This is a genomic window from Massilia sp. R2A-15 (genome assembly GCF_030704305.1).
In the GTDB taxonomy this organism is placed as follows: Bacteria; Pseudomonadota; Gammaproteobacteria; order Burkholderiales; family Burkholderiaceae_D; genus JAFCUW01.
In genome coordinates, this window is record NZ_CP131935.1 from 1943302 (window position 1) to 1968034 (window position 24733).

Sequence of the window (24733 nt, forward strand, 5' to 3'; positions counted from 1 at the left end):
GTCATGGCGCGAGTACATCGCTACCCGAGACGATCGCATCGATGACGCGCTGCGCGAGCTTGCGGCCGCCGCGCGCCTGTCCGAGCACGCCGCGCAAATCGCCGCCATTCGACGCGTCGAGCGCCTGCTGCAGTTGCGCCGTCAGGTCGCCGCTCCAGATTTCCTGCACGCCGCCCATGCGCAGGTAGTTTTCCGGACCCGGGGCGAACACCGGATTGGATGCGGCCAGTTCGACCAGCCGCTCTTCCGGTACTTTCGTAATGCGCGCCATCGCCGGCAATCCCATCACGCGGATGGTGGCGTCGGGCAGCGCGTAGCAGGCGTCGGCCATCAGGCCGCTGGTGATGAAGCCGCCCGACAGCGCCTGGTCGTACACCAGCGCGATGACCTTGTGACCCTGGCGCCGCGCCAGTTCGACGCATTTGCCCAGGTGCGCCATGTAGCTGTTGATGCCTAACATTTCATCTCGATGGCGCAGGCGCTGGCCCTGGGTATCGACCAGCATCAGAATCGGCCGCCCGGGATGTTCGCGGACCGTCTCCAGCACGAAGCGCGCCTGCGCCAGCGCGATTTCTACGCCGATGGGCGCATGGCCGGTCGTGCCGACGACGGCGATGGTCTGCTCGCCTGCCTGCGCGCTGCCGCTCAGGAAGTTGTCTTCTTCAGTGATCGCGTGGCCGCGCGGGAACAGGGCGCCGGCGAGTGCTTTCCAGTCCATCAGCGGCCTCCCAGTTGATGCGAAGCGACGGCCGCCATGAAATCGGCGGCATCGAGCATTGGAATTGCCTCCGGCCGCGCGACGCCCAGAGCGGCCCAGATATCCAGCGGCTCGGACATCGCGCCGAAGCGCTCGATGCGCTCGCCGAGCATCGCCTGTTCCTGCTCCAGGTCCTGCAGGCTCAATGCGGTCGTTTGCCCGCGGAAGGCGGCAACGGTATCGATGGCGGCCTGGCGGAAAGCCTCCACCGAATCGGCCACCACTGCCTGGCAGTCGCCCAGCAGGTAGCGGTGCTTGCCGCCGGTGGTGCGCCACACCAGGGCGCGGTCGCGCGAATCGAATTCCTCGACGCCGCCGGCGGTTTCAATGACCTCCGGCCCCGACATCGCGAGGCGTCCTTCTTCGGACATGACGATCGCATTGGTGCAGCGCGCGACGATGCCCATGCCGCCGAATACGCCGTTGCTGCCGCCGGCCAGCGTGATGACCGCCACGCCGGCCGCGCGCGCATCGAGCACCGCGCGCATCACTTCGGACACGGCGATCAGGCCGGCGTTCGCTTCATGCAGGCGCACGCCGCCGGTTTCCAAAAGCAGCACCACCGCGCCGATTTTCTCGATGACGGCGCGCTTGAGCAGGCCGACCAGCTTGGCGCCGTGGACTTCACCCACCGCGCCGCCCATGAAGCCGCCTTCCTGGGCCGCCGCGAAGACCGGTTCCCCGGCCAGCAGCGCGCGGCCGACGATGACGCCGTCGTCGAACGATACAGGCGCGTCCAGCTGGCCCAGGTGCGGGCTGACGATGCGCGCCGACGGCGGCAGGAATTCGACAAAACTGTCGCCGTCGAACAAGCGGGCGATGCGCTCGCGCGCGGTCAGTTCGAGATAGCTGCTCATGGCGCCCCTTCCAGCATGGTCTCGACCGCCTGGTCGAGGCGCAGGCTCACCACCGCCGGCGTGGCGCCCATGTCGTTGATGGCGATGCGCGTGTCCTTCAGCTGCCAGCGCTGGTGAAAGTCCTGCATCACCGCCTGCCAGGTCGCGCCGAAGCCGACAGCCGCGGTCTTGATTTCGATGGTGCAGGCGCCTGCCAGCGGCGCCGATTCGATCAGCACTTCCAGGTTGCCCGAGCCGACCACGCCGACCACCTGCGGCTGCGGGGGCAGCACGCGGGTGCCGTGTTCAAACCGATATTCCAGCGTTTCCATGTGTTCGATTCCTTACCAGTTCCGGAAGCGGCGCGGGGGCGCGTACAGCCCACCGGACGCGCGCACCAGGTCTTTCATGTTCTTAGCGGCCAGCAGGTCGCGCGAGGCGAGCCGTTTGTCCACGCCGATGTCCTCGGCGCGTTGAATGATGCCGCGGTCGCGCAGGTTTTCGACCATGCGCCTGTCGCGCGCCATGCCAACCGGCGTGTAGCCGGCCACGCCGCGAATCGCCTGCTCGCGCTCCTCGTCGGTGCGGCACAGCAGCAGGTTGGCGATGCCTTCCTCGGTGAGGATGTGGGTCACGTCGTCGCCGTAGATCATCACCGGCGGGATGTCGAAGCCTGCCTGCTCGGCGAGTTCCCACGCATCGAGCTTGTCGACGAAGGCCGGCTGCATATGCTCGCGGAAGGTCTCGACGATCTGCACCACCAGCTTCTGGCCCCGCGGGATCGTGTTGCGGCCTTCGCGCGCTTGGCGGCCGGCCTTGAGCCAAGCCTCGCTGGCATGGCGTCGCCCGCGCGCGTCCGCCCCCATGTTCGGGGCGCCGCCGAAGCCGGCAATGCGCCCGGCTGTGGCGGTGGACGAATTGCCCTGCATGTCGATCTGCAGCGTAGAGCCGATGAACATGTCGCAGGCGTAGTGGCCGGCCGCCTGGCACAGCGCGCGGTTGCTGCGCATGCTGCCGTCGGGTCCGACCGCAAACACGTCGGGCCGCGCGCGGATGTAGTCTTCCATTCCCAGCTCTGAGCCGAAGGAGTGGACCGATTCGACGAAGCCGGCTTCGATCGCCGGAATCAGGGCAGGGTGGGGATTGAGCGCCCAGTGGCGGCAGATCTTGCCCTTCAGGCCCAGCGACTCGGCGTAGGTCGGCAGCAGCAGTTCGATCGCCGCGGTGTCGAAGCCGATGCCGTGGTTCAGGCGCTGCACGCCGTACTCCGCGTAGATGCCCTTGATGGCCATCATTGCCATCAGCACCTGGATTTCGGAGATCAGCGCGGGGTCGCGTGTGAACAGCGGCTCGATATAGTATGGATCGGGCGACTGCACCACGAAGTCCACCCAGTCGCCCGGGATGTCGACCCGCGGCAGCGTCTCCATGATGCGGTTCACCTGCACGATCACGATACCGTTCTTGAAGGCGGTGGCCTCGACGATCGGCGGCGTGTCCTCGGTGTTCGGGCCCGTGTACAGGTTGCCGTGGCGGTCGGCCGCTTCGGCCGCGACCAGGCACACGCGCGGCGGCAGGTCGATGAAGTAGCGGCTGAACAGCTCGAGGTAGGTGTGGATCGCGCCGATATTGAGCTTGCCGGCGGCGACCAGCTTGGCCACGCGGCCGGCCTGCGGGCCGGAGAACGAGAAATCGAGGCGCGAGGCGACGCCGCGCTCGAACACGTCGAGGTGCTCCGGCAGCGCCAGCACCGACTGCAGCATGTGCAGCTGGTTGATGCGCGCCGGGTCGAGCGCGGCCAGCGCCTTGCCGAGGAAGTCGGCCTGCTTCTGGTTATTCCCCTCCAGGCAGACCCGGTCGCCGCATTCGAGTACGTTGTGCAGCAGGTCGCCGATGCGCGCCGCCGGGACAGCCTTGCCGTCGAGGGCGTCTTTCAACACGTCGCGCGCCCGCGCCAGCCGGCCGGCGCGGTTCGTCTCAAGGGTGTTCCAGGCTTTCGGCGGCGCGTTCACTACTTCGCTCCCATCAGGATGTTCGGCAGGCTTGTGGCGATGCCGGGGAAGAGGCACAGCAGGATCACCGCGACGAACATCAGTCCGACGAACGGCATCACGCCCCAGATCACGTCCTTCAGCGGTATGTCGGGCGCGATGTTCTTGATGACGAAGATGTTCAGGCCCACCGGCGGGTGAATCAGGCCCATCTCCATCACCACCGTCATGACGACGCCGAACCAGATCAGGTCGAAGCCGGCGGCTTTCAACGGCGGCAGGATGATGGGCGCGGTCATGAGGATGATCGACACCGGCGGCAGGAAGAAGCCGAACACGATCACCATCAGCAGAATCACCGCCAGCAGCAGCCAGCGCGACAGGTGCATGTCCACCACCCACTGCGCGGCGGACTGGCTGATGTGCAGGTAGCTCATCACGTACGAATACAGCAACGACATGCCGATAATGAGCAGCAGCATGGTCGATTCCTTGATCGTCGAGGTCAGGATGGGCGACAGGTCCTTCGGGCGCCACACCCGGTACACGATGGCGATCAGTACCATCGCCAGCATGGCGCCAAGGCCCGCGGTTTCGGACGGCGTGGCGTAGCCGCCGTACAGCGCGATCATCACGCCGATCAGCAGGACGATGAAGGGCAGCACGCGCGGCAGCATTTCCACCTTCTCGCGCAGCGTGAAATGTTCGACCTCGAGGTAGGCCGACTTGGCGCCGCCGCCTTCGTACAAGGCCAGCGCCATCGCATACTCCTTACGGGCGCGGTACACGGCGTAGCCGGCGAACAGGATCACCAGCAGCAGGCCGGGGCCGATCCCGGCCAGGAACAGGCGCCCGAGCGACTGCTCCGCGGCGACCGCGTAGAGGATCATGGTGATGGACGGCGGCAGCAGGATGCCCAGCGTACCGCCGGCGGCGATGATGCCTGCCGCGAAGCCTGGCGAGTAGCCGCGTTTGCGCATCTCCGGAATGCCCGCCGAGCCGATCGCCGAGCAGGTGGCGGGCGACGAGCCGGCCATTGCGGCAAACAGCGCGCAGGCGAACACGTTGGCGATTCCCAGCCCGCCCGGCACCTTGTGCAGCCAGGTGTGGATGGCCGAGTACAGGTCCTTGCCGGCGGGTGACTTGCCGATCGCCGCGCCCTTCAGGATAAACAACGGGATCGACAGCAGCGTGATCGACGCCATCTCCTCGTAGACGTTCTGGGTGATGGTGTCGAGCGAGGACGACGGCATGAAGAAGTACATGAACGAGGTGGCGACGACGCCCAGCGCGAAGGCGATCGGCATCCCGGAGAACATCACGACCAGCGTGACGGCGCCGTACAGCGCGCCCAAAGTCAGATCGCTCATCGCGTGCTCCGCTTGTTGGTGAGGTGGGCAAGAACCTGGACCAGGATCTGCAGGGTCAGGATGGTCATGCCGGCCGCCATCATCGAATACGGAATCCACAGCGGCGGCGCGAAGGTGGATGAGGTGGTCATGCCGTCTACCCAGGCTTCGTGGCACAGCGCCCACGACTTCCAGGAGAAGAAGGCGCAGAACACGAAGGAGACCAGGTCCACGATGAACAGGCGCACCGCGTTGACCGCCGGCGACAGCAGCGTGGACAGCGCCTCGATGCCGATGTGGCCGCGGTAGGACTGCACGTAGGCGGTGCAGAAGAAGGTCACGCCGACCAGCATGAACACCGATGCCTCATCCTGCCAGTCGGTCGGGGTCTTGAAGAAGTAGCGGACCACCACCGAGTAGGTCAGGATCAGCGCCGTGAAGATCATCGCGATCATCGACAGCTTCAGGAGAACACCGTTGAAGCGGTCGAGCATGAGCGAGAAGCCGGCCAGCGCGGGCAGGTCTGGAATTGCCGGCCCCTTGGCCGGCTCCAGTTCGAACCCATGGCTCACAATGTCTTCTCCGCCAATGCCAGCAGCTTGGCGCAGTTGGCATTCTTGTCGGCGTAGTCCTTCCAGACGTGGGCGCGCGCGATGGACTGCCATTTCTTGACGATCGCCGGATTCAGGTCAACCACCTTGGCGCCGGCCTTCTGGTACACCGCCGCCACTGCCTGGTCGTCGTCCATCGCGGCCTTGCGCGCGAAGGTTTCGAGCTCGCCACCGACGGTGAGGATCAGCGCCTGCTGTTCCTTGGTCAGCTTGTCGAACACGGACTTCGACATCATCAGCGGTTCGAACATGAACCAGTAGGCGCCGCCGCGGCCGGTGGTCAGCGCCTTCGACACTTCCTCGAGGCGGAACGAAATGAGCGAGGTGGAGGAGGTGAGCGCCGCCTCCATCGCGCCGGTCTGCATCGCCGCGTAGATCTCGTTCGACGGCAGCGTGACGACGGCAGCGCCTGCGGCCTTGAGCATCAGGTCCATCTCGCGCGAACCGCCGCGCACCTTCATGCCCTTGGCGTCGTCCGGATCGACGATCGGCTTGGTGCGCGAGGCGACGCCGCCGGCTTGCCAAATCCAGCTGACCAGAACGATGCCTTTTTCGAGCAGGATGCGATTGAGTTCCTTGCCCACTTCGGCATTCTTCCAGCCGTAGCCCTGGTCGTACGAGGTGACGAGGCCCGGCATCAGACCGATGTTCACCTCGGGGACTTCGCCGCCGGCGTACGACAGCGGCACCAGCGACATGTCGAGCGCGCCCTTGCGCATGGCCGAGAACTGGGCGTTGGTCTTCATCAGCGACGACCCGGGGTAGATCTCGAATTTGAGGGCGCCCTTGCTGCGCTTTTCCACCTCGGCGGCGAACATGCGCACCAGGCGGTCGCGGAAGTCGCCTTCGCTGACTGTGCCGCCGGGGAACTGGTGCGAGATCTTGATCTTGCTGCCTTGTGCCCAGGCGGTGTTCAGCCAGAGCGGGCTGGTGGCGAGTGCGCCCAATACGGTCCTGCGGGTCATTACCGACATGTCATCCTCCAAGATGGTTTTTATGAACTTCCGGGTGAATCGCGACAGACGCTTGCCGACTGGAAACGTATGCAACGTTCTTCTTTATGTATACAAGATTAAACTTAAAAAATACGTTGTCAAGCTCATTTGAGCTTTTATAATGAATCACTATATACAAGTGTCTGGAAGATTCAACATGAAAAGCCGCTCAGAAAGCCTGCGCGAAACGATCGAGGAGATGATCGCCGTCGGCACGCTGGCGCCCGGCCAGCATCTGGACGAAACCGAACTGGCGGCCAGGTTCGGGGTGTCGCGCACGCCGATCCGCGAAACGCTGATCCAGCTCGCGTCGATGGGACTGGTGGTGATCCGCCCGCGCCGCGGCGCGCTGGTGGCCGAACTGGGACCGCAGCAGCTGGTCGAGATGTTCGAGGTGATGTCGGAGCTGGAGGCGGTCTGCGCCAGGCTGGGCGCGCGCCGCATGGCGCCGGCCGAACAGGCCGCGCTGCTGGCCGCGCACGAAGCCTGCAAGGAGGCCAGCTTGTCGAAGGATCCCGACGACTACTATTACAAGAACGAGGCGTTCCACTACGCCGTGTATGCGGGCAGCCACAACCAGTTCCTGATCGAGCAGGCGCGCAGCCTGTCGCGCCGATTGCGGCCTTACCGGCGGCTGCAACTGCGCGTGCGCGACCGGGTCGGCACCTCGTTTTCAGAGCACGACGCGATGGTGCAGGCGATCGTCAAGGGCGACGGTGAGCTGGCCGCGCAACTGGCGCGCGAACACGTGATGATCCAGGGCGAGCGCTTCGCCGACCTGATGGCGTCGCTGCCGCAGCTGACGGCGGCCCCCACCTAGAGGCGCGCATCGCCCGCTACTGGGAGTAGGAAGGCCGACACACATTCGGGTTGGTCGCGCCGAGATGGAAGATCCCGTGCTGGCGCCCGCATGCGGCCGGATTGGACGGCGCGCCGGCGCCCGCCGGAAAACAGCACCAGCCGGAAGATGCGCCCGCGGCGGCGCCGCTGCTGTCCGTGTCCGAAGGTCCGTCCGCCTCCGGTTGCTCGGCGCGAAAATAGCGCTGCCGCCAGGCTCCGGCGGCGCGTGCGTCAGCCGCCGTCATGCGCCTGATTGCCGATTTGCCGTTGCTGGCGGCGAAATATTGGTCGTACGCGCCAAGCTTCGCCATGCGCGGCGCCATCATCTCGACGCTGCCTTCGATGACGGTCACCCGAGCCTCCCTGTTCGTCACCCGAATGTTGACCACGCTGCGCGCCACGCCGGCGGTATTGAGCCGCTGGTTGCGGAATTCGATGCAGCCGCCCTTGGTGTCGATCGCCGCCTGGCCGCGCAGGATCGACATCAGCAGGCATGCGCCCTGGCGCAGCAGCCGAAACTCGGGATCCGTGTTCTGGTCGAGCTGCACGCTGCCGCCATCGTTGAGGACCAGCAGTGCGCTCGTGCCCGGGCCGGTGGTGACGGTATCGCCGTCAAATACATAGCTGCCGCTGGGCGCGGGCCTGCGGTTGATGAAGGCGTGCGGGCCGTCGACGGCCAGCCTGGCGATGGTATCGCCCCGCACCTCTGGCAGCTTGAGGTTCGGCGGCGCTGCTTGTCCGCGCGCCGGGCAAGGACCGGCGGCGAGTGCGCACGCCAGCACGGCCGCTACGGCCGGCGGGATGGTTTTCATTTTTTCTCTCCTTGCCTGAGGTTCTTGCGCCAGCGCGCATCGAACAGATCGTAAGCGCCGTCGATCTCCGCGCGCTTGACGCTGCCGGCGGGTATCCAGAACAATTTGCGGCTGGCCGCGTCCCACACCACGAAATCGCTGGACGACTTATTGAGCAGGAAAACCGGCGCGTCGGCTGCCAGCGCCGGCGCGCCGTCGAAGGTCAACGCGATGCGCGGATAATTGGCCGGCCGCTGCAGCACGCCGTAGTCCATCGGCAGCAACAGCAGGTACAGCGCAGTGGCGAAGTACGGGGGCGCCACGCACCACGCGCGCCATCGCCAGGAGAGGGTGACGCGCCAGGTGAGATAGGCGATGAGGATGGCCTCGGCCAGTCCGATCGCCAGCTCCTGGAAGGCGGCAAGAAGCAGCGCTTTGTCCGCGGCGATCAGCGCGTTCCTGAGACTGTCGGCGCCTTGCCCGCCGGCCGCGCCGCACTGCGCCGTGCCGCCATCGGCATACAGCAGGTTGGCGTAGCACAGCGGACGCTCGAACTTGTCGAGGTAAATGTCGGAATGCCAGAGAAAGAGGATGAACAGTACGATGAAGGCGATGGCGCGCGCCAGCGGACGGGCGTCGACGTGCAGGAAGCGCGAGCGCAGCGCATCGCACCAGCGTGCGGCGGTGGCGCGAAGCCGCAGTCCAAGCACGATGCCGATGAGGGCGATGGGCGTGATGATGGCCAGCAGCGGCAGCACCATATCGCGGCCGACCGAATAGGCGGTGACGAGGAAGAATTTGGCGCCTTCCTGCAAGATGTAGTCGTGGCTGAAATCGATCAGGCCATACAGGCCGAGCATGCTCAGGTGGGCGCGCGAGACCAGGTAGCCGCAGGCGTACAGGACGGCGGTGATGCCGGCGAGCGCGCCGCCGAGGCCGACGATGAAAGCGCGCGTCACGGCAAGGACAGTGGATTTCGCCACTGCGCCACCAAGGGGCGGTACGGACAGGTCGGCGGTCATCGGATGCCCAGTCAGGCTCGGGTCGAGCGCTACTGCTTAGGCATCGGCGGTGCTCAACAGTTCATTGCTTGGGTGCGATGCCTGCGCAAGGTCAAGCGGGCCAGCGCTGGTTTCCATAGAGCGGATTCGGGCAGGCGGACGTTAGTTCCTGCCTGCCTCTGCCTGCCTGCCTCTACCTGCCAAGACGTCCCGCCAGGACCTTGCGCCACTCGGAGAAGAATGTGCTGCGCGCAGGCGGTGCGTCGGACGGGCATTGGGCGGGCGCCGGCTTCCTGTCGGCGGGCTTGATCGGCCGGATCGGGGTGTCGTAGGCAAGCACGTCAGGCATGATGGACTCCTTGTTAAGTGGATAAGATTCCATTCTGCACTGTTCCGGATGTGGGATAAATGCTTATAATTGAATTAAGTATCCCGAAAATGGAGCAATCGAATGGATGTGTTGAACTACATGCGGCTGTTCGTCGAGGTCGCGAAGCGCAAGAGTTTCCGCGGCGCGGCGGAGGCGCTCGACATGCCGAATTCGACTCTTTCGCGCAATATCGCCGAATTGGAGAAGGCCATCGGCGTGCTGCTGCTGCACCGCTCCACCAGGCGGGTGGAACTGACGGTCGCCGGCGAGCTGTATTTCAAGCGCTGCCAAAGCATCGTGGAGGAAGCGCTCTGCGCGCACGAGTCGTTTCGCGACGTCGCCGAAAGGCCGGTGGGCACGCTGCGCGTGTCGATGACCCCGGATTTCGGCGTCGGCTACCTGGCGCCCATGCTCGGTGAATTTGCCGCGGCCTACCCGCTGATCAAATTCGATTTCGACCTGTCCTCGCGCGTGGTGGACCTGCAGTCCGATCCGTTCGACATGGCCATCCGGTTGGGGGCTGCGCCGACCGCTCCTTCGAGCCTGGTGGCGCGGCAGATCGCACTGCTGCCTCGCTACCTGTATGCGTCGCCCGGCTATCTGGCGCGCGCGGCGCCGCTCACCCACGCGAACGATCTGGCCAACCACGTCATCTGCATGGGGACACGCTCCAGCCGGGAGACCGATGTGTGGCGCCGCCTGATGCGCGGCGATGAAATCGTCGAGATCATGGGCGGTTCGCGATTTATCTCGAACAGTGCGGCGTTGAGCATGGAATGGGCGGCGAATTCGGTCGGCATCGCGGGCCTGGACCCGCAAATCGCCTGTGCGAATGTGGCGGCGGGCCGCCTGGTGCGGGTGCTGCCCGACTGGCAATTGGAACCGGTCGCGCTGCACGTCATCACCGATACGCGGCACCTGCCCGCGCGCACCAAGCTGTTCATCTCATTTCTCAAGGCCCGTCTGAGTCAACCGGGAATCTGCTGGCAAGCCGACTGTCACTGATCGTTCCCGGAGAGTGGCAGGTCCGCGGAACCAGCCCCTCCTTGCCTACAGCGACTTGAGGAAGCCGCGCAGCGTATCGGCCAACATGTCGGGCTGGTCGAACATGACGAAGTGGCGCGATGGCGCGATCGACACCACCTGCAGCTTCGGCGTGCCGGCCATCAGCGACGTGTAATAGTCCTTCGCCATCTCGCGCGTCAGGCCGCGCTGCACCGCGTCCGGCTCGAAGTAGGGTGCGACCAGCAGCACCGGCACGGTGATGTCCTTCAGGCCGGGGCGGAAGTCGGCCGCGATCAGCGCCGCCGCCGCTTCGCCGACCGCGCCCGGATCGCTGCGCGCGGACAGCTTCGCCAGTTCGTCGGCGCGCTCCATGTCGACCACGCCGGTGCCGCGCATGAACTGTTGCTGGTCGAGGGCGAACTGCTCGGCGCTGGAGCTGGCCATGCGCGCCTTCATGGCGCCGCCAATGGCCGCGCGCTGTGCCGCCGGCATGCTCTCGGTCCGGGGCATGACCGGCAGGCCGTCGATCGCCACCACGCCGCGGATCAGGGCCGAATCCTGCTCGGCGAACGCGATCGACAGCGCGCCGCCCAGGCTGTGGCCGACCAGCACCGGCTTGTCGAGCTTGCGCGAGACGATCAACTGGCGCAGCGACTGGCGCGCATTGTCGATCGGGTTGCCGGCCATCGGCGCGCGGCCGTCGAAGCCGGCCAGCGTCACGACATACACCACGTGCTCGGCGCTGAACCGGCGCACGGTGTCCTGCCAGGCCCACGAACCGCCGCTCAATCCGGGGATCAGGATCATCGGCGAGCCGCGCTGGCCGTGGCGCTCGACCAGCATCCCGTTCACTTCGAAGCTCTCCGCGGGTGCGATGGTGGCTGCGTAGCGGTTCTGCGGCGCCGGCGCTTCCGCGGCAAAGGATGGGGCGCAGGCGCCGAGGATCAATGCCAACAACAGTGCTGCTTTCATGATGACTCCTGGTCAGGGTTGAAAATCGATTCGATCGGCTTGCCGAACAGCCGCGAAATGGCGAAGGCGAGCGGCAGACTGGGGTCGTAACGCCCGGTCTCGAGGGCGTTGACGGTCTGGCGCGACACGTCGAGCAGGTCGGCCAGGTGGGCCTGGCTCCAGCCATGCTCCGCGCGCAGCTGGCGGATGATGTTGTTCATCGCGACAGCCATCCGCGCACGCCATTGACAAGGCCCCACGAGATTCCCATCACAATCCAGACGGCGAACATCGAGATCTTGGGGAAACCGGCGGTTTCGAGGAAGCCGTAGGTGAAGCTCAGGCCCGCGGTGATGGCGGCGGCGATCGAAAAGGCTTCGAGCATCCGGGCGCGCTGGTATTCGTCGATGCGCGACAAGTTGCGTGCGATGGCCCAGATCATCAGGCCGAAGCCGGCCATCGGCATCACCAGGATGGCGGTGCGCAGGGCGCCTTCGGCCATCGGACGTCCGAGGCGGATGGAGCCGACCAGCAGGATCGCGTACACCAGGATCGACAGCCACAGTTCGCGGCGGTAGGACTTCGCGACTCGTTTTTCGTGCTGCATTTTGCGTCTCCATGTAGTAAAGTATGCTTTACATACTAGACGCGCCAATTTCGGATGTCAAGTACCCTTTACATCTATTTTCGCGACCTGATCTCGACTACAATTCGGCCCTTTCCACGTTCAGATCGAAAACCCGCATGGCTCCAATGAATCCCCGCGTTGCCGTGATCGGCGGCGGCCCGGCCGGCCTGATGGCGGCCGAGGTGCTGAGCCAGGCCGGCGCGCGCGTCGACCTGTACGACGCGATGCCGTCGGTCGGCCGCAAGTTCCTCCTGGCGGGGAAGGGCGGCATGAACATCACCCATTCCGAGCCAGCCGCGGATTTCGTCGGGCGTTACGGCGCGCGGGCGGAGCAGGTCGGCGCGTGGCTGGCGCAGTTCGATGCGGCGGCGGTGCGCGAGTGGATCCATGGTCTCGGCATCGACACCTTCGTCGGCAGCTCGGGCCGGGTATTCCCGACCGATATGAAGGCGGCGCCGTTGCTGCGCGCCTGGCTGCACCGCCTGCGCGAAGCCGGCGTGCAGTTCCACATGCGCCATCGCTGGCTGGGATGGCGCGGCGAAGAGCTGGTGTTCGCCAGCCCCGAAGGCGAGCAGCTGGCGCAGCCCGACGCAGTGGTACTCGCGCTCGGTGGCGGAAGCTGGGCGCGCCTGGGATCGGACGGCGCGTGGGTTCCGCTATTGGAAGAAAAGGCGGTCGCGGTGGCGCCGCTGGCGCCGTCCAACTGCGGTTTCGATGTCGACTGGAGCGAGCATTTCAGCAGCCGTCACGCGGGCGATCCGCTGCTGACGGTGGCGATCGAATCCATCGGTGCTGACGGCAAACCCGTGCGGCGCAAGGGCCAGTTCGTCGTCACCGCGACGGGCGTTGAAGGCAGCCTGATTTACGCGCTGTCGGCGCCTCTGCGTGACCAGATCGCCAAGCATGGCAGCACCACCATCTGGCTCGACCTGGCGCCGGATTTCAGCGAGGACCGGGTGTACGACGAAGTGACCCATCCGCGCGGCGCGCGCTCGATGTCGAGCCACCTGCAAAGCCGGCTGGGGATCAAGGGTGTGAAGTCCGGACTGCTGCGCGAATGCCTGGACAAGGAAGCATTCGCCGATCCGGCACGGCTCGCGGCGGCCATCAAACGCCTGCCAGTGGTGCTGAAACGCGCGCGTCCGATCGACGAGGCGATCAGCAGCGCAGGCGGCGTCCGTTTCGATGCGCTGGAGCCGGACACCCTGATGCTGCGCGCCTTGCCGGGCGTGTTCGTGGCGGGCGAGATGATCGACTGGGAGGCGCCGACCGGAGGCTATCTGCTGACCGCGTGTTTTGCGAGCGGCCGAGCCGCAGCGCGCGGGGTCCTGAACTGGCTTCCCGAGCGTCCTACCTGCGAAGGCAGGGACCCACGCTGAGCGTGCGAACCAGGTAAAGAGGATTCAGCATGGGTCCCTGCCTTCGCAGGGATGACGGTCTTCAGTCTGTCGAATAAGGTGCGACGTCCGTTACGGCTTGAACGCGACTTCGCCGGTACCGTTGCGGCTGACGTTGCGCTGCGCCGGGCCGCCATAGACGACCGCGTCGCCGCTGCCGCGCAGCGTCACATCCACCGATTTGAGCGCGGTGACGACCGCGTCGCCCGATCCCATCATCTGCAGGTTGACCTCGTCGGCACTCAGGTGGCGCGCAATGACGTCGCCCGAACCGGTCTGCTCGGCCTTGAACTGCCTGGTCGAGCCGACCACTGTCAACCTGCCCGAACCGACCACCGCCACTTCGACCTTGTCGCTGGCGCCGCCGTTCATTTCTAGCTCGCCGCTGCCGTGGATTTCGGCCCTGACTTCCTTGTAGCGGCCGTTGAACTTGACGTTGCCCGAGCCGTCCAGGTTCACTTCGATGCGGTCGCCGCTGAAGCCGTTGATGGTGCTGTCGCCGTTGCCGCGCACCGCGATGTCCTCGATCGACGGCAGCACCAGCGTCACCTGCAGCGGATGGCGATGGTGCAGCAGCATGCCGGTGGTGCCGATGTGCAGGGTGCCGTCGGAACCCCGGGTGGTGTCGATGTTGCCGAGCAGGCGCTGTTCGCCGCGCACCACCAGTGAGGGCACGGCGCCCTGGCGCAAGGTCAGGTCGATCGGTCCGTTCAGGTCGATCCCGCGGATGTCGCCGCTGACCGTGCGCGTTTCGGTTTGCACGGCGCGGCCGGCGCCGTTCGAGGGATTGCTGATTCCCTGGGCCCTCAGCATGCTGTACGACAGGCCGATCAGCAGGAAGGCCAGCACCAGCAGGCTGAATCCAACTTTCATTAATGAGCGCATGCGTGTCTCCGTCGCGGTCAGCTGCCCTTGAGCAGCGAGTAATTCATTTGAACGTAACGCTTGATGCCAACGAACGTGTACTTGGTCACGACAAGGCTGAGCAGGAACAGGATGATCGACCCGACCACCATGGCCAGGCCGAAGAAGGTCTGGGTAGTGCGCGAACCGGCGTCCAGGTCGGTCGAGATGCGGATGCCGCGGCCGGCCACTTCCTCGGCGCGCTTGATGACTTCCGGAGATGGTTCGCCGTCGGCGTTGTCGGTGGCGTGGGCCGGCGGCGCGTCCTGCGGCTTGTCCTGGGACACGCGGATGCCGGTGTCGCCGATGGTGATCTTGGTCTCGGCGTCGCCCACGTCCCTGCCGTCGATGACGAAGTGGCGCAGCGGGCCGTCGAGCACCAGCTCGTTGGCGCCGGACAGGCCGCTGGCGGTAATGGCGATGCCGCCGATGTAAAAGCCCAGCGCGGCGGCGTACATCGCGGCCAGCAGCGAGGCGTAGACCGCGGCCGGCACCACCATGAACAGGTTGAAGATCGCCAGGCCGATGGCGGAGACGATGAAGCGCAGCAGGTTGAAGGGATTGCGCTTCTGCTCGAATGCCGACAGGTGCGAGCTGGCGCGCAAAGTCATCGCGATCTTCTTCGGGTCGTCGAGTTCCTGCGCGATGTCCTCTTCGGTGCGACCGGCGGACACGCCGTCGACGAAACGCTGATCGTAATACGCCAGCGTCTTCGCCTGCAGTTCCGGCGCCAGGCCGGTCATGGCCCGCTTCAGCGCGTCGAGAAATTCCAGTTTGCCCATTTCAATTTCCGTGTGGTGCTACAAGTGCAATGTTGGCGGCCGCCTTCGTCCCGCCGATCAGCTCCGGCTGGACAATCACGACTGTGCTTGCGGCAACGATTGCCAGCAGTGCCAGGGTGCGAATGCCAAGTTGCAGGTTCATGATGGTGTCCGGTGGAAGGTGCCAGTGTCGATGGTGCTACTGTACCGACCGCGCCCGGGCGAAACCACCGGGATGCGACAGGCTGCAAGATTCGCGGGGCAGGCGACGCTATAGGGCGATAATCGCTCGCGCCGCTGAGCCCAGGCGTTGGACTTCGACTCATGCCAACGCCCGCGCCGCCGCCACCCCGCTGCGCACCGCCGTTTCGAGGGTTGCCGGATAGTCACTGGCCGTGTAGTCGCCGGCCAGCGCCAGTCCGGGCAGCGCGGTTTGCACCGGCGGCCGCGGCAGGCCCGGCGTGCAGGAAAACGTCGCCCGCTTTTCGGTGATCACCTGGGTCCAGCTCGGGCTGGCGAGTCCGAATATTTCCGTCAGTTGCTGTGCGATCGCCTGCGCCAGCGCCGCCTGACCGAGCGCCGCGGCGTCGAGCGACGCGCTGACGACCACGGACAACAGGCCCGACTGGCCGGCGTCGAGCTGACCGCGGTCGAACACGAACTGGCCCCAGCGGCCGGTTTCCGGATCGTCGATCAGCGCGTAGAAAGGCTGGACGAGCCGCACGCCGGCATCGTATTGCAGGTAACAGGTGGTGATCGGTTCGTACCCGAACACCGACAGCGACTCCGCCAGCCCCGGCGCCAGGGCCGCGGCGGCGGGCGGCGGCACCGCCAGCACTACCGAATCGAACGCCAAGCTGCATGCGCCGCCGACCGCGGCGCCGGTCGCCTCCACCTGCCAGCCACCCCCGCTTGCCTCGATGGCTGCCACTTTCGCGCCACAATGCACGGCGCCGCCCCGCTGTTCGACAAAGGCTGCCGCCGCGCGCGGGAACAAGGTGTGCAGGTCCAGTCGCGGCAGCAGCATGTCCGAAGCGGCGCGCTTCGCGCCCAGGCTGTCGCGCAGCACCGCGAGAAATACCCTGGCGGACGCGCGCTCAGGCGGCGTGTTCAGCGCGGCGAGGCACAGCGGGCGCCACATCAGCTGCACCAGCCGCGGCGTCTGGTCGAAGCGCTCCAGCAGTTCGCTGACGCTGCAATCGACGTTCAGTTGCCAGCCCATCCAGCGCGCGGTCGACGAGAAGCGCGCCAGCGCCATCTTGTCGGCGAACGCGAGGCCGCTGGCGCGCAGCAGCGCGGCTGCCATGTGCAGCGGCGCGGGCAGGCGCGGTGCGACGAAGTCCATGCCGCCGCTGGCAGGCGGATAGCGCATCTGCAGCGGCAGGTGCAGCAGCGCCGCCTTCGGATCCACGCCGACCCGGTTCAGCAGCCGCAGCGTCTCGTTGTAAGCGCCAAGCAGGATGTGCTGGCCGTTGTCGAGCATCCGGCCGTGCAGCTCCACCGCGCGCGCGCGTCCGCCCAAGGTGCGCGCCGCTTCGAACAGCGTGACGGCGCAGCCGGCGCCGGCCAGCTCCACCGCCGCGGCGCAACCCGCCCAGCCGCCGCCGACGACGGCGACGCGTTTGCCCGAATCAGCCACGGATGTAGGTTTTCCACGCCAGCCAGAGCTTGCGCAGCGGGGTCAGCGAAGTGCGATGGGTCAGCACGTTGAAGTTGTCGCGCTCGATTTCGCCGAGCACGGCGCGGTAGATCGCCGCCATCATCAGGCCGGGACGCTGGGCGCGCCGGTCTTCCAGCGGCAGCAGCGCGAACGCTTCGTCATAGGTGGCTTGCGCGCGCGCCGACTGGAACTTCATCAGCGCCTCGAACTTGTCGCTGTGGCGCGCGTTGAGCAGGTCCGCCGCCGTTACGCCGAACTGCTGCAGTTCGCTGATCGGCAGGTAGATGCGGCCCTTGCGCGCGTCTTCGCCAACGTCGCGGATGATGTTCGTCAGCTGGAAGGCCAGGCCCAGCTTCTCGGCGTATTCGAGCGTGCGCGGATTGGTCACGCCGAAAATGCTGGCCGACAGGATGCCGACCACGCTGGCGACGTGCCAGCAGTATTTTTTGAGGGCAGGGTAGTCGAGGTAGCGCGACTGGTTCAGGTCCATTTCCATGCCGTCGATGATCGCCTGCATGTGCTGCTCCTGCAGGTTGTAGACGGCCAGGTGCGGCTGCAGCGCCAGCATTACGGGATGGGTGCCGCCGCCCTTGTACATGGCCGACACTTCGGTGCGCCACCAGGCCAGCTTGATGCGCGCGATCGATTCGTCGGTCGCTTCGTCGACCGTGTCGTCCACTTCCCGGCAGAACGCGTACAGCGCGGTAATCGCCCGGCGCCGTTCGGGCGGCAGGAACAGGAAGCTGTAGTAGAAGCTGGAGCCGCTCTGGACGGTTTTTTGCTGGCAGTATTCGTCGGGGGACATGGATAAAAATGCAATTATTGGCGAATCGAAGCCGCTATTCTATAGGTCCGGCAGGCAATGCGGGCCGTGGACGCATGGATTTTTGGCTGCGGCGGCGACAAAGATCGGGCGAGACCGGCAGCGCACGCATCGCCGGGGTCTGGTCCCGCGGACCTGACCCCATCTTGATCTGTCGAGATTCTTAACATGGGGTCAGGTCCGCAGGACCGGACCCCTCATCCACAAGGCGCGCCAGGCGACGATCAGCCAGTCGAAAGGCCCGAGTTTCGGGCGGCGCGTAAAGACGTCGTAATCGGCGCGTTCGATCGATTCGAGGATGCGCAGGCCGCCTTGCACCACCAGCCGCAGTTCCCAGCCGATGCGGCCCGGCAGGCGCAGCGCCAGCGGGGCGCCCGACAGCATCACCGCACGGGCGCGCGCCACTTCGAACGCCATCAGCTCACGCCAGCGCGCATCGGCCGTCCAGCCGCGCAGCGCGGCCGGGTCCACGCCGAAGCGCGCCAGGTCGTCTGCCGGCAGGTAGATGCGGTCTTTTTCGCGGTCGATGGCGACATCCTGCAGGAAGTTGATCAGCTGTAAGGAAGAGCAGATCGCATCGGATTCGCGTACATTATTCTCATCCGCGGCGCCGTACAGGCACAGCATCAACAGCCCGACCGGGTTGGCCGAGCGCCGGCAGTAGTCGAGCAGGGCGGCAAAATCCGGGTAGCGCTTGACAGCGACATCCTGCCGGAACGCGGACAGCAGGTCGCGAAACGGCTGCAGCGGCAGCTTGTACTGGCTGATCACGGCGGCCAGGCGCGCGAACATCGGGTCGTCCGTCGCTTCGCCGCGGGCGATCGCGTCCAGCGCCTGTTCGTAGCGCGCCAGCCCTGCCAGGCGTTCTGCGGGCGTGGCGTCGCCCTCATCGGCGATGTCGTCGGCACTGCGGGCGAACGCGTAGATCGCCTCGACCGCGGGCACCAGCCGTTTGGGCAGCAGGAAGGAGGCAACCGGGAAATTTTCGTAGTGATCGACAGGCATGGACAGTAAATGACGCAAAAGTCATTTGTTTGGAATTGCGGTTATAATAATTTCAAAATAGAAAGCTTGTCGCCTTAGCTGCCGCATAATAAAGGAAATCATCGTGTCCGCATCCAAATTCGCGCGCCGGGCCTTTGCGCTCGCTGCCTTTGCCACCTTGTTGTCCGCCTGCTCCAAAGCCCCCGAAAAGACCGAGGAAATCCGTCCCGTGCGCACCATGACGCTGGCTGCCGGCAGCGTCGGCGTCAACGCCGAGTTTTCCGGCGAGGTGAAGCCCCGCTTCGAATCGCGGCTGGCGTTTCGAGTCGGCGGCAAGATCACCGCGCGCAAGGTCGATGTCGGCAGCGCGGTCAAGCGCGGCGACGTGCTGATGCAGCTCGACCCGCAGGACCTGAAGCTGTCCGCGGCCCAGGGGCTGGCAAATTTGCGAGCCGCCGAAACGAACCGCGATCTGGCGCGCGCGGAGATGAAGCGCTACCAGGAGCTGCGCAGCAAGAACTTCGTCAGCCAGGCCGTGATCGACGCGAAGGTGTCCGCGTACAAGGCGGCGCAAGCCAGCGTCGATGCGGCGCAGGCGGGCTACCGCGGCCAGTCCAACCAGGCCGGCTACGCCACGCTGGTGTCCGACATCGAGGGCGTGGTAACGGCGGTCGATGCCGAAGTGGGCCAGGTGGTCACTCCTGGCGCGCCGGTGGTGCGGGTGGCGCGGCTGGACGAAAAGGAGATCGTCATCGGTGTCCCTGAGGACAAGGTCGACACCTTGCGCAAGGTGGCCGACGTGACGGTGCGGCTGTGGGCCAATCCGGGCGTGGTCATTCCGGGCAAGGTGCGCGAAGTGTCGCCGGTGGCCGATCCCGCCACGCGCACCTACCAGATCAAGGTGTCGATTCCAGCGGCGCAGCAGGGCGTCAAGCTGGGCATGACGGCGCAAGTGCAGTTTTCGTCCAACTCCGCCAGCCCACGCATCGTCGTGCCTTTGAGCGCGCTGGTGCAGGAAAAGGGCGTGACGTCGGTGTGGGTGGTCGAGAACGGCGCGGTGCGCATGGCGCCGGTGCAGATCGGCGGCGTGTCCGGCAACGACGTGGTGCTGGTCTCGGGCGCCGCGCCGGGCCAGGTGGTCGTGACGGCCGGCGCCAACCTGCTCAAGGCCGGCCAGAAGGTCAAGCTGATGCCCGCCGAGGCCGCGAAATGAAGGGCTTCAACCTGTCGCGCTGGGCGCTCGAACACATTCCGCTCACGCGCTACCTGATCGCCGCGCTGCTGATCGGCGGGATCGTCAGCTACGCCAGCCTCGGCCAGGACGAGGATCCGCCGTTTACCTTCCGTAACATGGTGGTGCGCGCCGTGTGGCCGGGCGCCACCGCGGTGCAGATGGCCGAACAGGTCACCGACAAGCTCGAACGCAAGCTGCAGGAGACGCCGTACATCGACAAGATCAAGAGCTACTCGAAGCCGGGCGAAACCTTGATCATCCTGCAGCTGCGCGAATCGACGCCGCCAAAAGAGACCGCGGCGTCCTGGTACCAGGTGCGCAAGAAGCTGGGCGACATCGCCGCCACCTTGCCGGCCGGCGTGCGTGGCCCGTTCTTCAACGACGAATTCGGCGACACCTACGGCTCGATCGTCGCGCTGTCGGGCGAAGGCTTCAGCTATAAAGAGGTGAAGGATTACGCCGACTTCGTGCGCCAGCAATTGCTGCGGGTGCCGCTGGTGGCCAAGGTCGAACAATTCGGCGTGCAGGAAGAGAAGATCAATATCCTCCTGTCGCACAAGAAGTTCGCCCAGCTTGGCTTGCCGTTCGAGGCCATCGTCAGCCAGATCGCCACCCAGAACGCGGTGGAATCGACCGGCGTGCTCGTCACGCCCACCGACAACCTGCAAGTGCGCGTGACCGGCGCGCTCAAGACGGTCAAGGAACTCGAAGATCTGCAGTTGCAGGCGCCAGGGTCTGACCCCGCGGGGTCAGACTCCAGACGTACGGTGCGTCTGGGCGACATCGCCACCATCAAGCGCGAATACCAGGATCCGCCGCAGGACAAGATGCGCTTCAACGGCATGGAGGTGATCGGGCTGGGCGTGTCGATGGAGAAGGGCGGCAACATCATCGAAATGGGCAAAGGCCTCGATGAGACGCTGGCGCGGATCAAGTCGCAGCTGCCGGTGGGGATCGAGCTGCACCGCGTGTCGAACCAGCCGCGCGCCGTCACCGAGTCGGTCAGCGAGTTCATTCACACCCTGATCGAGGCGGTGCTGATCGTGCTGGGGGTGAGCTTCGTCGCGCTCGGACTGCACACCAAGCCGCTGCGCCTGGACGTGCGGCCCGGCCTGGTGGTGGCGCTGACCATCCCGCTGGTGCTGGCGATTACCTTCCTGTTCATGAACGTGCTGTCGATCGACCTGCACAAGATATCGCTCGGCGCCCTGATCATCGCGCTTGGCCTGCTGGTGGACGACGCCATCATCGCCGTTGAAATGATGGTGCGGAAAATGGAGGAGGGCCTGTCGCGCTTCGAAGCGGCGACCTTCGCCTTCACTTCCACCGCGATGCCGATGCTGACCGGCACCCTGATCACTGCGGCCGGCTTCCTGCCGATCGGGCTGGCCAAGTCGGCCGCGGGCGAATACACCTTCACGATGTTCTCGGTGAACGCGATCGCGCTGCTGGTGTCGTGGGTGGCGGCGGTGATGTTCACGCCCTACATCGGCTTCCTGCTGCTGAAGGTCAAACCGCATGCGCACGGCGAGAGCGAGCACGACGTGTTCGACACGGAAGGCTACCGGCGCTTCCGGCGCCTGGTCGATCGCTGCGTCGAGTGGCGCAAGACCACCATCGCGCTGACCTTGCTGGTGTTCGCGCTGGGCGTATTCGGTTTCAACTTCATCGAGAAGCAGTTCTTCCCCGATTCGAGCCGGCGCGAGCTGATGGTGGAGATGTGGCTCCCGGAGGGCGCGGCATTCCCGGCCAACGAAGCGCAGGTGAAGAAGTTCGAGGCCTTCATCCGCAGGCAGCCGGGCGTGGAAAGCGTGACCAGCTACGTGGGCACGGGCAGCCCGCGCTTCTACCTGCCGCTCGACCAGATATTCCCGCAGACGAACGTGTCGCAGATCGTCGTGCTGCCGACCGACCTCGCCGCGCGCGAGACGCTGCGCAAGAAGATCGTCGAGGTGTTCAAGACAGACTTCCCCGAAGTGCGCGGGCGCGTGAAGCTGCTGCCGAACGGGCCGCCGGTGCCGTATCCGGTGCAGTTCCTGGTCGCCGGCCCGGACGTGAACATCGTGCGCAAGCTCGCCGACCAGGTCAAGGACATCCTGCGCGCCAATCCCAATGCGCTGGGCGTGAACGACAACTGGAACGAATCGGTGAAGGTGCTGCGCCTCGAGCTTGACCAGGACAAGCTGCGCGCGCTCGGCGTGTCGTCGCAAAGCGTGATGCGCGCGGCGAACACCATCCTGTCGGGCACGCCGATCGGCCAGTTCCGTGAAGAGAACCGGCTGATCGACATCGTGGTGCGCGAGCCGTACGAGGAGCGCGCGACGATGGAACTGCTGAACGACTCGACGATCGCGACGGCGTCGGGCAAGACGATCACGATCTCGCAGATCGCCAGGCCGCATTTCGTGTGGGAGCCCGGCGTGGTGTGGCGCGAAGGGCGCGAATGGGCGATCACGGTGCAGTCCGATGTGGCCGACGGCATCCAGGGGCCGACCGTATCGGCGCAGGTGGGCGAGAAGCTGGCGGGCTTGCGCGCCAGCCTGCCGCCCGGCTACGCCATCAAGCTGGCCGGCGCCGCGGCCGACAGCAAGGCGGCCGAAGCGTCGATCACGGCCAACGTGCCGCTGGTGCTGTTCATCGTGTTCACCTTGCTGATGCTGCAGCTGCACAGCTTCTCGCGCGCGGTAATGGTGTTCCTCACCGGCCCGCTAGGCATCGCCGGCGCAGCGATGGCGCTCCTGATCCTGCACCGGCCGTTCGGCTTCGTGGCCAATCTCGGCGTGATCGCGCTGTTCGGCATGGTGATCCGCAATTCGGTGATCCTGGTCGACCAGATCGAAAAAGACATCGCCAACGGCGCCGAGCCGTGGGACGCGATCGTCGAGTCGGCGGTGCGGCGCTGCCGGCCGATCATCCTGACGGCAGCCGCTGCGGCGTTGGCGATGATCCCGCTGTCGCGCTCCGTGTTCTGGGGGCCGATGGCGGTGGCGATCATGGGCGGGCTGGTGGTGGCGACGGGCTTGACCCTGCTGTTCCTGCCGGCCCTGTATGCGGCTTGGTTCCGGGTGAAGAAGCCGGCGGCTGGGGTCTGACCCGCAGGGGAAGATCCTGGCCGTCGCCCCTGCGCAGGCAGGGGCCCATGCTGACTAACTCATGCTCAGTATGGGTTCCTGCCTGCGCAGGAACGACAAGCCTGGGGCGACATCGAAAAAAGCCCTGTCGTGTCAGAAAATACAGTAAAATACCGGGTTGAAGTTGTAGCCCCTAACCAAGGCAGTGCAGGGCGGCCGGTTTCATTGTCGGGCGCCCTTTGTGTTTTCCGGCGGCTGGTATTGGCCGGCCGACCAGGTGCATCCGGTACAATCCGGCTGCGATCCCGCGAGGATGGCGAAATTGGTAGACGCACCAGGTTTAGGTCCTGACGCCAGCAATGGTGTGGGGGTTCGAGTCCCCCTCCTCGCACCACGAATGATATTGACACTTTTTTTGGACGATTTTTACAATGGCAACTGCAGTCGAAACCCTGGGTAAACTCGAGCGTCGCATGACGATCTCTTTTCCGCTGGCTGACGTCCGTACGGAAGTTGAAAAGCGCTTGAAGCAGCAGGCCAAAACGGCCAAGGCGCCGGGCTTCCGCCCAGGCAAGGTTCCTCTGAAGATGGTCGCAGCCCAGTACGGCTACCAGATCGAATCGGACGTGCTGAACGACAAAGTTGGCCGCGCCTTTAACCAGGCCGCCAACGAAAACGAACTGCGCGTTGCCGGTTTCCCGAAAATCGAGCCGAAAGAAGACAGCGCCGAAGGCATGCTGAGCTTTGACGCGACCTTCGAAGTCTATCCGGAAGTTGCCGTCGGCGACCTGTCGGCCGTCGAAATCGAGACCGTCAAGGCCGACGTGTCGGACGCCGAGATCGACAAGACCATCGACATCCTGCGCAAGCAGCGCGTGCACTACCACACCAAGGGCGAAGCTGGCGAACACGGCGACGGCGGCGAAGCTGTCGCAGCCAACGGCGACCGCGTGACCGTGGACTTCGTCGGCTCGATCGACGGCGTGGAGTTCCCAGGCGGCAAAGCTGAAGACTACGCATTCGTGCTCGGCGAAGGCCGCATGCTGCCGGAATTCGAAGCGGCGACCGTTGGCCTGAAAGTGGGCGAGTCGAAGACTTTCGACCTGGCCTTCCCGGCGGACTACCACGGCAAGGATGTGGCCGGCAAGACTGCCCAGTTCACCATCACCCTGAAGGCGCTCGAGTGGGCCCACCTGCCGGAAGTCGATGCTGAATTCGCCAAGTCGCTGGGCATCGAAGACGGCGACGCCGCCAAGATGCGCGCCGACATCAAGACCAACCTCGAGCGCGAAGTCGCCGGCCGCGTCAAGGCCCGCAACAAGGAAGCCGTGATGGACGCCCTGGTCAAGGTCACCGACATGGAGGTGCCGAAGGTCATGATCGCCCAGGACACCGAGCGCCTGGCCGAGATGACCCGCCAGGACATGGCGCAGCGCGGCATGGACGTCAAGAACATGCCATTCCCGCCAGAGCTGTTCGCCACCAAGGCAGAGCGCCGTGTGCGCCTGGGCCTGATCCTGTCGAGCCTGGTTTCGGAAAATAACCTGCAAGCCACGCAAGAGCAGGTGAAGGCCCAGATCGAAGACTTCGCGCAGAGCTACGAAGATCCGAAGGAAGTGCTGAAGTACTACTACAGCGACCGTCGCCGCCTGGCTGAGGTCGAAGCCCTTGTATTGGAAGAAAACGTCGTTAACTACGTCCTGGGCAAGGCGAAGGTCACCGCGAAAGAAGTAGCCTTCGACGAATTGATGGGCAGCAACGCACAAGCTTAAAGT

25 protein-coding genes and 1 tRNA gene are annotated in these 24733 nt (G+C 65.5%); 7 read left to right on the forward strand and 19 right to left on the reverse strand.

The window, feature by feature from the left end:
- Position 1: 1 nt before the first annotated feature.
- Genes mdcE through dctP form a run of 7 tightly spaced genes read right to left on the reverse strand, consistent with a single transcriptional unit; the run spans position 2 to position 6518 of the window.
- A complete protein-coding gene (gene mdcE / locus Q4S45_RS08910; RefSeq protein ID WP_305511066.1) occupies positions 2–718 on the reverse strand; it encodes a biotin-independent malonate decarboxylase subunit gamma in 717 nt (238 codons plus the stop codon).
- A complete protein-coding gene (locus Q4S45_RS08915; RefSeq protein ID WP_305511068.1) occupies positions 718–1614 on the reverse strand; it encodes a biotin-independent malonate decarboxylase subunit beta in 897 nt (298 codons plus the stop codon). The genes mdcE and Q4S45_RS08915 overlap by 1 nt, the downstream gene beginning before the upstream one ends.
- Complete coding sequence (mdcC, locus tag Q4S45_RS08920; protein ID WP_305511070.1) at positions 1611–1925, reverse strand: malonate decarboxylase acyl carrier protein; 315 nt, start codon at positions 1923–1925, stop codon at positions 1611–1613. The genes Q4S45_RS08915 and mdcC overlap by 4 nt, the downstream gene beginning before the upstream one ends.
- Before the next feature lie 12 nt (positions 1926–1937).
- Positions 1938–3605, reverse strand: coding sequence for a malonate decarboxylase subunit alpha (gene mdcA / locus Q4S45_RS08925; RefSeq protein WP_305511072.1), 1668 nt, complete (start codon positions 3603–3605; stop codon positions 1938–1940).
- Entirely contained in the window at positions 3605–4954 is a 1350-nt protein-coding gene (locus tag Q4S45_RS08930) for a TRAP transporter large permease (protein WP_305511074.1), read from the reverse strand. Before Q4S45_RS08930 ends, mdcA begins: the two co-directional genes overlap by 1 nt.
- On the reverse strand, positions 4951–5454 hold the full coding sequence (locus tag Q4S45_RS08935; RefSeq protein ID WP_374046104.1) for a TRAP transporter small permease: 504 nt from the start codon (positions 5452–5454) through the stop codon (positions 4951–4953). The genes Q4S45_RS08930 and Q4S45_RS08935 overlap by 4 nt, the downstream gene beginning before the upstream one ends.
- 47 nt (positions 5455–5501) lie before the next feature.
- A complete protein-coding gene (gene dctP / locus Q4S45_RS08940; RefSeq protein WP_305511078.1) occupies positions 5502–6518 on the reverse strand; it encodes a TRAP transporter substrate-binding protein DctP in 1017 nt (338 codons plus the stop codon).
- Between the two features lie 178 nt (positions 6519–6696).
- Here dctP and Q4S45_RS08945 point away from each other — a divergent pair, with 178 nt between their 5' ends.
- A complete protein-coding gene (locus tag Q4S45_RS08945) occupies positions 6697–7359 on the forward strand; it encodes a GntR family transcriptional regulator (RefSeq protein WP_305511080.1) in 663 nt (220 codons plus the stop codon).
- 16 nt (positions 7360–7375) lie between these two features.
- On the opposite strand, the gene Q4S45_RS08950 is transcribed toward Q4S45_RS08945, so the two are convergent.
- The 3 genes from Q4S45_RS08950 to Q4S45_RS08960 all read right to left on the reverse strand — a co-directional run bounded on the left by Q4S45_RS08950 (position 7376) and on the right by Q4S45_RS08960 (position 9520).
- On the reverse strand, positions 7376–8191 hold the full coding sequence (locus Q4S45_RS08950; protein ID WP_305511084.1) for a FecR family protein: 816 nt from the start codon (positions 8189–8191) through the stop codon (positions 7376–7378).
- Positions 8188–9153, reverse strand: coding sequence for a hypothetical protein (locus Q4S45_RS08955; RefSeq protein ID WP_305511085.1), 966 nt, complete (start codon positions 9151–9153; stop codon positions 8188–8190). The genes Q4S45_RS08950 and Q4S45_RS08955 overlap by 4 nt, the downstream gene beginning before the upstream one ends.
- Positions 9154–9364: 211 nt before the next feature.
- Positions 9365–9520 (reverse strand): hypothetical protein, encoded by a 156-nt coding sequence (locus tag Q4S45_RS08960; RefSeq protein WP_305511088.1) that lies wholly within the window; start codon positions 9518–9520, stop codon positions 9365–9367.
- A gap of 102 nt (positions 9521–9622) precedes the next feature.
- Between Q4S45_RS08960 and Q4S45_RS08965 the strand changes: the two genes are divergently transcribed.
- Complete coding sequence (locus Q4S45_RS08965) at positions 9623–10546, forward strand: LysR family transcriptional regulator (RefSeq protein WP_305511090.1); 924 nt, start codon at positions 9623–9625, stop codon at positions 10544–10546.
- Positions 10547–10591: 45 nt separating this feature from the next.
- Here Q4S45_RS08965 and Q4S45_RS08970 read toward each other — a convergent pair whose 3' ends face one another.
- From Q4S45_RS08970 to Q4S45_RS08980, 3 genes are read right to left on the reverse strand one after another with little or no spacing between them, the layout of a single operon-like run.
- Positions 10592–11518, reverse strand: coding sequence for an alpha/beta fold hydrolase (locus tag Q4S45_RS08970; protein WP_305511092.1), 927 nt, complete (start codon positions 11516–11518; stop codon positions 10592–10594).
- Complete coding sequence (locus tag Q4S45_RS08975) at positions 11515–11718, reverse strand: helix-turn-helix transcriptional regulator (protein ID WP_305511094.1); 204 nt, start codon at positions 11716–11718, stop codon at positions 11515–11517. The genes Q4S45_RS08970 and Q4S45_RS08975 overlap by 4 nt, the downstream gene beginning before the upstream one ends.
- Complete coding sequence (locus Q4S45_RS08980) at positions 11715–12104, reverse strand: hypothetical protein (RefSeq protein WP_305511096.1); 390 nt, start codon at positions 12102–12104, stop codon at positions 11715–11717. Before Q4S45_RS08980 ends, Q4S45_RS08975 begins: the two co-directional genes overlap by 4 nt.
- A gap of 137 nt (positions 12105–12241) precedes the next feature.
- On the opposite strand from Q4S45_RS08980, the gene Q4S45_RS08985 reads away from it, so the two are divergent.
- Positions 12242–13504: a TIGR03862 family flavoprotein gene (locus Q4S45_RS08985; protein ID WP_374046086.1), complete on the forward strand. Its 1263-nt coding sequence runs from the start codon at positions 12242–12244 to the stop codon at positions 13502–13504.
- 90 nt (positions 13505–13594) lie between these two features.
- On the opposite strand, the gene Q4S45_RS08990 is transcribed toward Q4S45_RS08985, so the two are convergent.
- From Q4S45_RS08990 to hpnC, 6 genes are all read right to left on the reverse strand, one after another.
- On the reverse strand, positions 13595–14407 hold the full coding sequence (locus Q4S45_RS08990; protein WP_305511100.1) for a GIN domain-containing protein: 813 nt from the start codon (positions 14405–14407) through the stop codon (positions 13595–13597).
- Positions 14408–14424: 17 nt separating this feature from the next.
- The gene (locus Q4S45_RS08995; protein ID WP_305511102.1) at positions 14425–15207 is read right to left on the reverse strand and encodes a DUF1700 domain-containing protein; all 783 of its coding nucleotides are present in this window, start codon (positions 15205–15207) and stop codon (positions 14425–14427) included.
- A gap of 1 nt (position 15208) precedes the next feature.
- Positions 15209–15349 (reverse strand): hypothetical protein, encoded by a 141-nt coding sequence (locus Q4S45_RS09000; RefSeq protein ID WP_305511103.1) that lies wholly within the window; start codon positions 15347–15349, stop codon positions 15209–15211.
- Positions 15350–15508: 159 nt separating this feature from the next.
- On the reverse strand, positions 15509–16825 hold the full coding sequence (hpnE, locus tag Q4S45_RS09005) for a hydroxysqualene dehydroxylase HpnE (protein WP_305511105.1): 1317 nt from the start codon (positions 16823–16825) through the stop codon (positions 15509–15511).
- The gene (gene hpnD / locus Q4S45_RS09010) at positions 16818–17651 is read right to left on the reverse strand and encodes a presqualene diphosphate synthase HpnD (RefSeq protein ID WP_305511107.1); all 834 of its coding nucleotides are present in this window, start codon (positions 17649–17651) and stop codon (positions 16818–16820) included. Before hpnD ends, hpnE begins: the two co-directional genes overlap by 8 nt.
- Positions 17652–17843: 192 nt before the next feature.
- Positions 17844–18674, reverse strand: a complete 831-nt coding sequence (gene hpnC / locus Q4S45_RS09015; protein WP_305511109.1) for a squalene synthase HpnC — start codon at positions 18672–18674, stop codon at positions 17844–17846.
- Between the two features lie 103 nt (positions 18675–18777).
- Between hpnC and Q4S45_RS09020 the strand changes: the two genes are divergently transcribed.
- The 4 genes from Q4S45_RS09020 (at position 18778) to tig (ending at position 24730) form a co-directional block, all read left to right on the forward strand.
- On the forward strand, positions 18778–19866 hold the full coding sequence (locus Q4S45_RS09020; RefSeq protein WP_305511111.1) for an efflux RND transporter periplasmic adaptor subunit: 1089 nt from the start codon (positions 18778–18780) through the stop codon (positions 19864–19866).
- Positions 19863–22979: an efflux RND transporter permease subunit gene (locus tag Q4S45_RS09025; RefSeq protein WP_305511113.1), complete on the forward strand. Its 3117-nt coding sequence runs from the start codon at positions 19863–19865 to the stop codon at positions 22977–22979. The genes Q4S45_RS09020 and Q4S45_RS09025 overlap by 4 nt, the downstream gene beginning before the upstream one ends.
- Positions 22980–23265: 286 nt before the next feature.
- A tRNA-Leu gene (locus tag Q4S45_RS09030) sits at positions 23266–23352 on the forward strand.
- A gap of 37 nt (positions 23353–23389) precedes the next feature.
- Positions 23390–24730 (forward strand): trigger factor, encoded by a 1341-nt coding sequence (tig, locus tag Q4S45_RS09035; protein WP_305511115.1) that lies wholly within the window; start codon positions 23390–23392, stop codon positions 24728–24730.
- Positions 24731–24733: the final 3 nt, after the last annotated feature.